The following is an 11,793-nucleotide window of genomic DNA, read 5'->3' as shown; positions in this document are numbered from 1 at the left end:
AGTTTTAAGTTGATCACGGTTTTTCTCCTACCCACTTAGGGTATGATAAGTGCGGCTAGAAACTTAACGCACCAAAATGGACAAGAACAGCACCATAAAAGTGCACCGCATTGCACTAAATTGATGCCCCTTCCCATAACAACCATATATATCAATATCTTATGTGTTGGCACAGTTTTAGCTTCAAGCAACACAACAGCGTTAATTCGTTATAAATACTATTAAATCGATTGAACCATCAATTTTGATGACACCGGAGGTTAAAAACATGTCTGCAGAAGTTTTAGCTTTGCTTAAAGAGCAAGAGGTTAAATTTGTTGACTTACGCTTTACCGATACTAAAGGTAAAGAGCAACACGTATCTATTCCATCTCACCAGGTTGACGAAGATTTCTTCACCGACGGCAAAATGTTTGATGGTTCTTCTATTTCAGGCTGGAAAGGCATTAACGAATCAGACATGGTATTAATGCCTGATCCTGCTACTGCAGTACTAGACCCGTTCACAGAAGAAAACACTCTAAACCTTCGTTGTGACATTCTTGAGCCAGCAACTATGCAAGGTTACGACCGTGACCCACGCTCTGTAGCTAAACGCGCTGAAGAATACATGCGTTCTACCGGTATTGCAGATTCTGCATACTTCGGTCCTGAGCCAGAGTTCTTCTTGTTTGATGACGTTAAGTACAAAACTGACATGTCAGGTTCTATGTACAAAATTGATGCTGATGAAGCGTCTTGGAACTCAGACAAACATTTTGAAGACGGTAACACTGGTCACCGTCCTGGCGTTAAAGGCGGTTACTTCCCAGTAGCACCAGTTGATTCTTCACAAGACCTACGCTCAGCAATGTGTTTAGTACTTGAAGAAATGGGTCAAACTGTTGAAGCGCACCACCACGAAGTAGCAACAGCAGGTCAGAACGAAATCGCCACTTTATTCAACTCAATCGTTGAAAAAGCTGATGAAACTCAAGTTCTTAAGTATGTTGTTCACAACGTAGCTCACGCTTACGGTAAAACAGCGACTTTCATGCCTAAGCCAGTTGTTGGTGATAACGGTAGCGGTATGCACGTTCACCAATCAATTTGGAAAGACGGCGAAAACTTGTTTGCTGGTGACCTATATGGTGGCCTATCTGAAACTGCATTGTTCTACATTGGCGGTATCATCAAACATGCTAAAGCGATTAACGCTTTTGCTAACGCATCTACCAACTCTTACAAGCGTTTGGTACCAGGTTTTGAAGCGCCAGTTATGCTAGCTTACTCAGCACGTAACCGTTCTGCTTCTATCCGTATTCCAGTAGTACCTTCGCCTAAAGCTCGTCGTATCGAAGTACGTTTCCCTGACCCAACAGCTAACCCATACTTAGCATTCTCTGCAATGTTGATGGCTGGCCTTGACGGGATCAAAAACAAAATCCACCCTGGCGATGCTATGGACAAGGATTTATACGACTTACCTGCAGAAGAAGCAGCTGAAATTCCACAAGTGGCAACCTCACTTGAAAATGCACTAGCTTGCCTAGATGCAGACCGTGAATTCTTAACTGCTGGCGGCGTATTCAGCAACGATTACATCGATTCTTACATCGCATTGAAATCAGCTGACGTTGAGCGCATCAACATGACAACTCACCCAGTTGAGTTCGAATTGTACTACAGCGTATAAACAAAACGTTACACAGCTTAAAAAACCCGCTTTAAAGCGGGTTTTTTTATTGCTTTTCAATAGGTTTTTGCCCACCGTTAGCAGGTTGAATGGAGGAATTATCAATGAGCAAATGGTTTGCTATCATTTTTTTTATCAGTTTCGGACTAGTAAGTGTTCAAGCCGCCGACACTATTTACCAATGGGTAGATGAGAATGGCATCACCCACTTTTCAGATCGCCCCCAAGTTGGCGCCACTGAACTACAGGTAGACGTCGCTCCGCCAGCCACCGATGGCCCCTTGGCAACTCCGCGTACCCCCCTGAAAAAGAAACAAAAACCGATTAAGTATCAAGTACAAATCACTAGCCCAAGTCATGAACAAACCATTCGCGACAACGAAGGCAAAATTTCGATTACAGCAACCACTACGCCACTGCCGTTAAATAGCATGGGCTACAAGTTGGTGCTTGATGGTGTACCCCAAGGGCAAATCACTAAAATGGGGAGCTTTAACCTCACCAATATTGATCGTGGTGCCCATACTATTCATGTGCAGTTGGTTGATGAATCGGGCAAGGAAATTGCATCGTCTAAACCCATTACCGTATTTTTGCACCGCGCTAACGCATTTGGCGCTGGAGCAGCTGCAGCAGGGGGAGGCTAACTAGCAACTCTCTGCCTTTTGAGGTTAAACTCAGTGCAGAAGCACCAACTTGGTGCACCCATTCAGGAGAGAGTAGTGTTAGAGATCTCTGGCTTAGAACGTTTAGTATTGGAAAATCAAGTTACCGCCATTGTGCTGCTTGATGCTGAGTTAAAAATTCAATATGTAAACGCTTCTGCCGAACAGTTACTCGGGCAAAGTGCCAAGCGGCTTATTGACGAGCCGCTTGCCATGCAGGTTAAACACAGTTCTCTAGACCTAAGCAAGCTTGGCAGTGTATGTAGCTCAGGGCAGAGCTTTACCGATAACGAAGTGACCTTAGTATTTGATAGCCACCATGCTTTAGTCGAGCTCTCGGCCACGCGCATTAATAGTCAACAATACAACTTGTTGATGTTAGAAATGCGCGCCATTGGTCAACAGAAGAAAATTTCCCAAGAGTTATACCAACACGCCCAGCAACAAGCCGCAAAAGAATTAGTTCGCGGCTTAGCTCATGAAATCAAAAACCCATTAGGCGGACTGCGCGGCGCTGCACAGTTGCTTGAGAAAGAGCTAGTGAATCCAGAACTCAAAGAATTCACCGGCATTATTATTGAGCAAGCCGATCGGCTGCGAAAACTGGTCGATCGCTTGTTAGGGCCACAGCGCCCAGGCTTACATGAGCTACACAACGTGCACTCGGTACTCGAAAAAGTCCGCCAGTTGGTCAAACTTGATTTGCCTTCAGGGATAAGCGTTGAGCGAGACTACGATCCAAGCATTCCAGATTTTGAAATGGATCACGAGCAACTCTTACAAGCCTTTCTCAATATTGTACAAAACGCTGTGCAAGCACTGGGCGAAAGTGGTGGCAAGATAGACATAGTTACCCGCACCGCCCATCAAGCGACCATTGCCGGGCAGCGTTTTAAGCTGGCCGCAGAAATCAAAATTATAGATAACGGCCCGGGGATACCTACTGAGCTACTCGATACTCTGTTTTACCCAATGGTAACCGGGCGTGAAGGCGGTACAGGTTTAGGTTTATCAATCGCGCAGAATTTAATAAATCAGCATAAAGGGAAGATTGAATGCGCCAGCTGGCCCGGACATACCGAGTTCACCATTCACCTTCCACTACGACGTTAAGGATGTACTAACATGGCAGCAACTATATGGGTCGTTGACGACGACAGCTCTATTCGGTGGGTGTTAGAAAAAGCGTTAAAAACGGCAGGCTATGATTGCCTAAGCTTTGCTGACGGCGAAATGATGCTGCAGCAATTAGACTATGAACAACCTGACGTAGTCATTTCAGATATTCGTATGCCAGGCATGGACGGATTGAGCCTATTGGAGAAAATCCAAAGCCACTTCCCAGAAATGCCAGTGATTATCATGACCGCCCATTCGGATTTGGATAGCGCGGTAAATGCCTACCAACGTGGTGCATTTGAATACTTGCCAAAACCCTTTGATATTGACGAAGCGGTTTCGTTAACCGAGCGTGCGGTGACGGTTTCCAGAGAACAAAAAGGCAGCAAAGCAAATAACAAACCTAGCTCTCCAGCGCCCGAAATTATTGGTGAAGCACCCGCTATGCAAGAGGTATTTCGAGCGATTGGTCGTTTATCGCGTTCCAGTATCTCAGTGCTTATTAATGGCCAATCGGGTACTGGTAAAGAACTTGTTGCGCATGCCCTGCATAAACATAGCCCACGCGCCAGCGGCAGCTTTATTGCGCTTAACATGGCAGCCATTCCAAAGGACTTGATTGAATCTGAGTTGTTTGGCCACGAGAAAGGTGCATTTACCGGCGCCAACAATATTCGCCACGGTCGCTTTGAACAAGCTAACGGCGGAACCCTATTTCTTGATGAAATTGGTGACATGCCCTTAGACATTCAAACCCGTTTATTACGGGTATTAGCAGACGGGCAGTTTTACCGCGTTGGCGGTCATTCTCCAGTACAGGTGGATGTAAGAATCATTGCAGCTACTCACCAGAACTTAGAGAAAAAAGTGGCTGAAGGTGATTTCCGTGAAGATTTATTTCACCGCTTAAACGTGATTCGTATTCATTTACCTTCATTGTGTGAGCGCCGTGAAGATATTCCCGCATTAGGCAAACACTTTTTAGAAATTGCCGCCAAAGAGCTGAATGTAGAAAGTAAACTGCTACACAAAGACACTCAGCGCTTTATGATGCAACTGGCTTGGCCAGGTAATGTAAGGCAGCTAGAAAACGTTTGTCGCTGGTTAACCGTAATGGCTAGTGGTCAGGAAGTATTGCCAGCAGACTTACCGCCAGAGTTAAGCCAACCAGTTATTACCGAGCAAGGGGAAAGTGCCGATACTAACTGGCGCTCACTACTCAAAAGTTGGGTTTCTCAGCAATTGGTATCTGGGCAAATCGATATATTAGGTGAAGCCATGCCAGACTTTGAACGCATCATGCTTACCACAGCACTTGAGCATACTCATGGCCACAAGCAAGAAGCCGCTCGATTATTAGGCTGGGGCCGAAACACCCTAACTCGCAAGTTAAAAGAGCTAGATGTTGAAGCTTAAGTTGCAGCATGCCGAGTAAAGCTTAACCGCGTTGGTTAAGCTTTACTAAAAAAAAGCGAATAGAAAAAATCATAAGAGACTTTGCCACCACTTAGGCAACGATTGAGGCTTGCCCTACTGTAAAGCCATTTTCAGCTAAAAACTCAAAACCTTCTGCGGCTGAAGAAAAATTGCGATTAATATGATCTTCTGGCTGCTGCCCTATCATCCTTTGCAGTTGATAGTCTTTTAATGTGTTTTTTTTGTAGATACGTACCGAATGAGTCATATTTCGCATTATCGCCCATTGCAGCATCTCATGGATTAATGGTTCAACTTCTGGGACGGCCAAGGTCCAGTCATCAAAGTAAACGAAGTGAGCCCAATTGTCATGGCACAAGCCATTAGCGTAGGCTTTATAGTCCTTAATAAATGCCTCAGCAGTCTTCACGTCCCAAGAGCCAATAATACTAATAATCATCACTTGTTGGTCTGTTCGTAAAGTATAAAAGTTATCTATTATCACTTTAGTTTTTCTACCTGCTCAATCGAAGCTTCTTCGATTATAGGCAACTTATCTCTATTAAGAGCTATTTCCTAAAGTTCAGAACACTAAAACTTATCACTCAACTAGAGGTGCGCTTTTGTAAGAACAAGATTTTTGCGGGCACACTTCCCGTTTTCCTGCTGCAGTTTTCTTCAGTACTAATAACTTCCAACCACAATCAGGGCAAGGCTTAGCGATGGGCTGATCATTTACTGCATATGAACATTTGGGATAGGCGTTACAGGCATAAAAGGTTTTACCAAAGCGTGATTGGCGAGAAGCAAGCTTACCTTTGTTGCAAGAGGGGCAAGTAATCTCGGGGGCGCTTTCTGCTTGCGGTTGTGCTGACTCAATGTGCTGACAACTTGGAAACGCGCTACAACCAATAAACATGCCGTAACGCCCCTGGCGTAGCATCAGCTCCTCACCACATTTAGGGCATTCAGTTCCAGGCAGTACTTTCTCTAGCGAATGATCTTGTTGGTGCAACGCTCGGCTGTAGTCACAACTTGGATATTGGCTACACCCTAAGAAGGGGCCCGATTTGCTATTGCGATGTTGCAGCTCGCCACCACATTTGGGGCAAACATCGTATTCTTTTTCTAAGGCGTGTTCGTGTGCGGAAAATAATTTAGGATCAATCTTAGACATGCTTACACCTCGTTGAACTTTGCTAAGCATAACAAAATAGCGCCAATAGGCTATTGATTCGACGCAAGCAAAGCTCTATCGAGATGATAAGTTGGCGTAACACCGGTTGGCAGCGGTGTACTTAAGCCCTAATGCAGTGGACCATCACCCAAATCGAATAATAGTTCTTCCATTTGTTGATAAGCCGATTCACTACCTGGAACATTAAACAGCACCATTAAAATGATCCATTTTAAGTCTTCCAGTTCAAGTTCTGGCCCATCTAGCTCCATCACTCGGTCAATTACCATTTCACGGGTTTCTGCATTGAGTACTTTCATTTGTTCAAGGAACAACAAAAAGCCTCGGCAAGACACGTCTAATTTGGCAATTTCAGGTGTGGTATACACCCTTAATGAGGGAATCTCAGAAGGATTTAAATAAGGCTGCTTGTCGCTATCTTGCAGGGCAGCAAGTTGCTCCAACCAATCTAATGCCTTATAGATTTCTTCTTTATGAAACCCTGCGCGACTGAGCTCTTCTGTGAGCTCATCGTGATCCATCAACAGCTCTACATCACTATGAATGTAAGTTTCGAATAGATACATGAGGATATCAAACATAGTTAGTTCCTCCTCAGCTTGACGTAACCACCTGGCACAACGGCCACAACACCCAATATCTCAAGCTCAGTTAACTGAGCGAGTACAGCATCAACAGGTTGTTGAGTGCTTAAGACGAGTTCATCAATTGACGTCGTCTCATAAGATACGTTATCCAACAATTGACGATAAGGCAAATCTTGTTCCTGCATATTTTGCTCCACCGCGGGTAAAGCCAAGGAGCTTTGACCGCCAAATCCGTCTAGCTCTTCCATTATATCGACCGGAGAAGTGACCAATTTAGCTCCTTGCTGAATCAAATGGTGGCAGCCTGCGTGTAAAGGGTCGTCTATTGAACCCGGTACCGCGAACACATCGCGGCCCTGCTCCGCTGCATAATTAGCCGTTAACAGCGAACCACTCGGCAAGCCAGCTTGCACCACCAACACGGCTTGGCTTAAACCGCTAATAATTCGATTACGACGAGGGAAGTGATTCGCTTTAGCCGCTGTACCAGGCCAAAACTCGCTCACTATAGCGCCTTGCTGCACAATCTCGTGAGCTAGCTGCTGGTGTCGCTTAGGGTAAACCCTGTCTAGTCCTGTAGCCACCACGGCAATGGTAGCGTCTGCCCTAGCCAATAGCGCACCTTTATGCGCGGCAGCATCAATGCCTAAGGCCATTCCGCTGGTAATAGTTAATCCTTGCTGAGCCAACTGCTGGGCAAAATCTTTTGCGTGATTAAGCCCCGATATACCTGCATGACGGCTTCCCACCATCGCCAATTGAGGTTTAGCTAAGAGCGCTGGATTACCACGCACAAACAGTAAAAGCGGTGGGCGCTGAATATTGCGTAAACACTCTGGGTATAAGGCATCAAAACAGCCAATAAGGTGGCAATCGCTTTGTTCTAACCACGCTAGCGCTAAGTTAATACGAGCTTGATTGGGTTGACGGAGGACAGAAATTTGTTGCGGGCTAAATTGCCAAGCTTGTAACTGAGTTTCATCAGCACTGAGCAGTTGGTCAACGGAGCAATGAGATAAAGCTGCTTGCAGGCGCTGCACCGAAAACCTTGGCACACCTGCAAGCAGTAGATATTGAACTACCGATAAACTCGGTAGCAACTATAGGTTCTCCACCAAATAATTAGGACGAAGAATCACTTTGCTATCAGTAATAATGGCATAACTTAGTTTTTCATAAGACTTAAATACCATCAGCTCGCCGACTTTTTCGTTTGGTAAGCTAACGCGTTGATCGCCGTTATTAAATACTCGGTCAAAATGATTGGCCGTATCTTCATAAGATTTACGCTTCACCTTATCAATCATTACCTTACCCGGTTGAGCCACGGCAAACATATCGCCCGGCGCCACGTTGTCACGAGTCCCTTTGTTAATAATCACTACATCGTAGCGGCTCATTACAGAGGTATCGGTTGCCGCAGAGATAATATAACCACTCTCTTCTATCTGCTTGTTGTTAGGAACAAAGTAAGCAGGTAAGCGATCTTGGTCAGGCAGCTCCAACATGATGTCGCCTTGGTTAATCTCTTTTAGTACTTGAGTGACTTTAAACTGAGTAATGTTATCTTCATGTTTGCGTTCAGATACACCAATACCGATAAAGGTAAGAATCTGGCCTAACTCTTCTTTCGTTTCCGGATCGCGGTATTTGTTACCAATACGGTAAATACCGTAATACTGCCCAGGCTTGGTTTCTCCACGCGCATACATGGCACGGCCAATAGCAATACGTGATTGCGCATCATTGTCGCCGAGTACGTAAGGAGCACCTTTCAAGGTATCTTCATCAACAATATGATCATGTGTCAAAAAGGCACTAATTGAAGCCAGTGGTACCGTTGGAATCGGTGGGGCTTTTTCTTCGATACGCGCTTTTGGCGTAACTTTAACAATGCGTTTGCGCACTAAACGTGGCTCGCCATTTTCATATACCAGCGATAAACGATCACCAGGATAGATTAAATGCGGGTTTTCTACCTGCGGGTTAAATTGCCATAAACGTGGCCACAACCAAGGAGAGTGTAGATACAAAGCAGAAATGTCCCACAAAGTATCACCTTTTTTTACAACGTAAACTTCGGGAAAATCCTCCTTTAATTTTAAAGTGTCAGCAATTGCGCCTCCAACTAACAACAACAAAGAGGCCCAAAGCCAAACTAATTTTTTCCCTTTCATAGTGTCTCCCAGCGACATCCCTATATCCAAAGCTGTTTTTTAGTCACATAAATGACTAGAATTACCACCAATCTACCAAAACCTAATTAAAGACAGAAGCTATGGCTGTACTCGAAGTATTGTGTTTTCCAGACGAGCGTTTGCGTACTATAGCGCAACCCGTTAATAATATTGATGATAATCTTAGAACTATAATCGAAAACATGTTTGAAACCATGTATCTAGAGGAAGGAGTTGGCCTAGCTGCGACACAGGTCAACATTCATCAGCAAATTGTTGTAATCGACGTCTCTGAGGAGCGAGATCAACGACTTGCGCTAATAAACCCAGAAATTATTGAAGCCGACGGCGACGCGCTTAACGAAGAGGGATGTTTGTCTGTTCCTGAGTATCGCGCGCAAGTGCCTAGAGCCGAAAAAATCAAAGTGAAATCTTTGGATGTCGACGGCAATGAGCAAATTTTTGAAGCGGAAGGTTTACTGGCGATTTGTGTACAGCACGAACTCGACCACCTAAAAGGTAAGTTGTTTATCGATTACTTGTCGCCGCTTAAACGCCAGCGGGTAAAAACTAAGCTAGAAAAACTTGCTCGCCGCAAGTAAGCCTTAACCAATTTGTGGAAAACAGCATGACGCCATTGCGGATCATCTTTGCTGGCACGCCTGATTTTGCAGCGCGCCACCTTTCAGCCCTTATCAATAGTCAACATCAAGTGATTGCGGCTTACACGCAGCCCGATCGCCCTGCAGGCCGAGGCAAGAAGCTGCAAGCCAGCCCGGTTAAGCAACTCGCCGAGCAACACAATATTGAAGTATTCCAACCAGAAAACTTCAAAAGTGAAGACGCTCAGCAACAATTAGCAGCACTGAACGCCGATTTAATGGTGGTAGTGGCTTATGGCTTATTGTTACCGCAAGTCATCCTTGATACGCCCCGTTTGGGATGCATCAACGTACACGGCTCGTTACTGCCACGCTGGCGCGGGGCTGCGCCAATCCAGCGCGCAATTTGGGCTGGCGATAGCCACTCAGGTGTCACCATTATGCAAATGGACATTGGCTTAGACACTGGCGACATGTTGCTATTAGAGCAAATAGAGATAGCGAGCGATGAAACCAGCGCCTCACTGTACGATAGGCTCGCTGAAGTAGGCCCACAATCTCTCATCAAAGCTGTAGATGGCATCGCCGAAGGCGAACTGACTGCAACACCACAAGATGATGCTCATGCTAACTACGCTAAAAAGCTGAGCAAAGCTGAAGCCTGTATTGATTGGCAACAAGATGCTGAGTTTATCGAACGTTGCATTCGAGCATTTAATCCATGGCCTGTGAGTTATTTCACCCTAGCTGAACAGAACATTAAAGTATGGCAAGCCAGTGTAGTAGCCGATGCTAGCCAACAGGTGCCGGGTACAATTATTAGCGCCAATAAACACGGCATTACCGTAGCCACCGGCAAAGACGCCTTGTGTTTAGAACAGATCCAGCTCCCAGGTAAAAAAGCGCTCTCTGCCGCTGACGTATTAAATTCGCGCAAAGAGTGGTTTGAAGTAGGTACTCAATTGGAGAGTGCAAATGGCTGAGCAGCCACAAGTAAAACAAATTAATGCCCGTGCCGCTGCGGCTAACATTCTATTTCAAGTGGTTGACCAAGGTCAGTCACTGAGTCAAATGTTACCACGCGTACTGCCACAAGTAGTCGCTCGTGATCATGCCTTAGTGAAAGAGCTATGTTTTGGCGTATTACGTTGGTTGCCGCGCTTTGAATCGGTGCTGCAACAGCTCATGGACAAGCCCTTAAAAGGCAAAATTCGCAACGGCCATTTCTTATTAATGGTGGGTTTGTACCAACTGTTTTATATGCGCGTGCCTGCCCATGCAGCGGTATCAGAAACCGTATCTGCTACCGGCCAACTAAAGCTGCATAGTTTAAAAAAACTGGTGAATGGTGTTTTGCGCAACGCAGAACGTCAACGTGAGCAGTTAGAGCCACAACTTACCGCCAACGACAGCTTACAATATTGCCACCCCAGCTGGATAAGCAAACGCTTAAAAGCGGCTTATCCAAACTGCTGGCAAGACATATTAGAGGCCAATAACCAACACGCGCCAATGTGGATTAGGGTAAACGCCTTACAAGGCCAACGTGATGACTACCAGGCTCAGCTCAGCGAGTTAGAAATAGCCAGCCAATCCTCTGATTTAGCTAAACAAGCACTATGTTTAGAAAAAGCGCAAGCCGTGTTCAAGCTGCCTAACTTTGCTGAAGGCGCCTCTTCAGTTCAAGATGGCGCTGCGCAAATGGCCGCCAGCCTGCTAGACGCACAAGCCGGTGAAAGAGTGCTTGATGCCTGCGCAGCTCCTGGAGGGAAAACTTGCCATATTCTCGAACTACAACCCGAGTTAAGCGAATTGGTGGCAGTAGACACTGAGCAAACGCGCCTCAATAGAGTCACTGAAAACTTACAGCGAATTGGCTTAAAGGCCACTTTGCATTGCGCCGATGCCAGTAAACCTGAAGAGTGGAACAAACAGCCTTTCGATCGCATTTTATTAGACGCACCCTGTTCGGCCACTGGCGTTATTCGCCGCCACCCAGATATTAAGTGGTTGCGCCGAGAAGCCGATATCGCCGAGCTAGTGAAACTACAAAAAGAGATTTTGCAGGCACTGTGGCACCAACTGAAACCCGGCGGCATCATGTTGTACGCCACTTGTTCGGTATTGCCCGATGAAAATAGTCAGCAAATTGCCGCCTTTTTGCAACAAACTGACGATGCAGAGTTAATTCCAATTAACCCTGATGAAACAGCCGAACAACCCGGTTGGCAACTTTTACCCGGCGACAATAACATGGATGGTTTTTATTATGCGCGTTTGCGTAAAAGCCTCAGTTAAGCTTGCCTTTACCGTTTACAACGGTAACACTAAAAAATAGCAATAAACGCTTAAGG

12 protein-coding genes are annotated in these 11,793 nt (G+C 45.6%); 7 read left to right on the top strand and 5 right to left on the bottom strand.

The annotated features are described in order from the left end of the window. Positions 1-268 precede the first annotated feature (268 nt). The 4 genes from glnA (at position 269) to glnG (ending at position 4,875) form a co-directional block, all read left to right on the top strand. Positions 269-1,675, top strand: coding sequence for a glutamate--ammonia ligase (glnA, locus tag ACLD71_RS06965; protein WP_137672442.1), 1,407 nt, complete (start codon positions 269-271; stop codon positions 1,673-1,675). Positions 1,676-1,779: 104 nt separating this feature from the next. Next, on the top strand, positions 1,780-2,322 hold the full coding sequence (locus ACLD71_RS06960; protein WP_411993792.1) for a DUF4124 domain-containing protein: 543 nt from the start codon (positions 1,780-1,782) through the stop codon (positions 2,320-2,322). Between the two features lie 75 nt (positions 2,323-2,397). Continuing rightward, positions 2,398-3,453 (top strand): nitrogen regulation protein NR(II), encoded by a 1,056-nt coding sequence (glnL, locus tag ACLD71_RS06955; protein WP_137672610.1) that lies wholly within the window; start codon positions 2,398-2,400, stop codon positions 3,451-3,453. Between the two features lie 12 nt (positions 3,454-3,465). Then, the gene (gene glnG, locus ACLD71_RS06950; RefSeq protein WP_137672444.1) at positions 3,466-4,875 is read left to right on the top strand and encodes a nitrogen regulation protein NR(I); all 1,410 of its coding nucleotides are present in this window, start codon (positions 3,466-3,468) and stop codon (positions 4,873-4,875) included. A 91-nt stretch (positions 4,876-4,966) separates the two neighbouring features. Here glnG and ACLD71_RS06945 read toward each other — a convergent pair whose 3' ends face one another. The 5 genes from ACLD71_RS06945 to ACLD71_RS06925 form a co-directional block, all read right to left on the bottom strand. Next, entirely contained in the window at positions 4,967-5,338 is a 372-nt protein-coding gene (locus tag ACLD71_RS06945; protein ID WP_303514600.1) for a hypothetical protein, read from the bottom strand. Between the two features lie 138 nt (positions 5,339-5,476). Next, the gene (locus ACLD71_RS06940; protein WP_411993790.1) at positions 5,477-6,052 is read right to left on the bottom strand and encodes a type I DNA topoisomerase; all 576 of its coding nucleotides are present in this window, start codon (positions 6,050-6,052) and stop codon (positions 5,477-5,479) included. A 128-nt stretch (positions 6,053-6,180) separates the two neighbouring features. Next, entirely contained in the window at positions 6,181-6,654 is a 474-nt protein-coding gene (locus ACLD71_RS06935; protein WP_137672447.1) for a DUF494 family protein, read from the bottom strand. A 2-nt stretch (positions 6,655-6,656) separates the two neighbouring features. Further along, entirely contained in the window at positions 6,657-7,760 is a 1,104-nt protein-coding gene (gene dprA, locus ACLD71_RS06930; protein ID WP_411993787.1) for a DNA-processing protein DprA, read from the bottom strand. Further along, entirely contained in the window at positions 7,761-8,837 is a 1,077-nt protein-coding gene (locus ACLD71_RS06925) for a LysM peptidoglycan-binding domain-containing protein (RefSeq protein ID WP_411993785.1), read from the bottom strand. Positions 8,838-8,938: 101 nt separating this feature from the next. Here ACLD71_RS06925 and def point away from each other — a divergent pair, with 101 nt between their 5' ends. Genes def through rsmB form a run of 3 tightly spaced genes read left to right on the top strand, consistent with a single transcriptional unit; the run spans position 8,939 to position 11,737 of the window. Next, positions 8,939-9,439 (top strand): peptide deformylase, encoded by a 501-nt coding sequence (gene def, locus ACLD71_RS06920; RefSeq protein WP_137672450.1) that lies wholly within the window; start codon positions 8,939-8,941, stop codon positions 9,437-9,439. A gap of 26 nt (positions 9,440-9,465) precedes the next feature. After that, positions 9,466-10,422 (top strand): methionyl-tRNA formyltransferase, encoded by a 957-nt coding sequence (gene fmt / locus ACLD71_RS06915; protein WP_137672451.1) that lies wholly within the window; start codon positions 9,466-9,468, stop codon positions 10,420-10,422. Continuing rightward, positions 10,415-11,737 carry a 16S rRNA (cytosine(967)-C(5))-methyltransferase RsmB gene (rsmB, locus tag ACLD71_RS06910; protein WP_411993783.1) on the top strand — a complete coding sequence of 441 codons (1,323 nt, stop codon included), beginning with the start codon at positions 10,415-10,417 and terminating at the stop codon, positions 11,735-11,737. Before fmt ends, rsmB begins: the two co-directional genes overlap by 8 nt. Positions 11,738-11,793 lie beyond the last annotated feature (56 nt).

This window comes from Agarivorans sp. DSG3-1, assembly GCF_046774965.1.
In the GTDB taxonomy this organism is placed as follows: Bacteria; Pseudomonadota; Gammaproteobacteria; order Enterobacterales; family Celerinatantimonadaceae; genus Agarivorans.
Note: the sequence above shows the minus strand (reverse complement) of the source record. Positions and strands in the feature narration are given on the sequence as shown.

Coding starts and splice junctions, on each gene's coding strand:
- glnA (WP_137672442.1), top strand. CDS start 269: ATGTCTGCAGAAGTTTTAGCTTTGCTTAAAGAGCAAGAGGTTAAATTT.
- ACLD71_RS06960 (WP_411993792.1), top strand. CDS start 1,780: ATGAGCAAATGGTTTGCTATCATTTTTTTTATCAGTTTCGGACTAGTA.
- glnG (WP_137672444.1), top strand. CDS start 3,466: ATGGCAGCAACTATATGGGTCGTTGACGACGACAGCTCTATTCGGTGG.
- ACLD71_RS06940 (WP_411993790.1), bottom strand. CDS start 6,052: ATGTCTAAGATTGATCCTAAATTATTTTCCGCACACGAACACGCCTTA.
- ACLD71_RS06935 (WP_137672447.1), bottom strand. CDS start 6,654: ATGTTTGATATCCTCATGTATCTATTCGAAACTTACATTCATAGTGAT.
- ACLD71_RS06925 (WP_411993785.1), bottom strand. CDS start 8,837: ATGAAAGGGAAAAAATTAGTTTGGCTTTGGGCCTCTTTGTTGTTGTTA.
- def (WP_137672450.1), top strand. CDS start 8,939: ATGGCTGTACTCGAAGTATTGTGTTTTCCAGACGAGCGTTTGCGTACT.
- fmt (WP_137672451.1), top strand. CDS start 9,466: ATGACGCCATTGCGGATCATCTTTGCTGGCACGCCTGATTTTGCAGCG.
- rsmB (WP_411993783.1), top strand. CDS start 10,415: ATGGCTGAGCAGCCACAAGTAAAACAAATTAATGCCCGTGCCGCTGCG.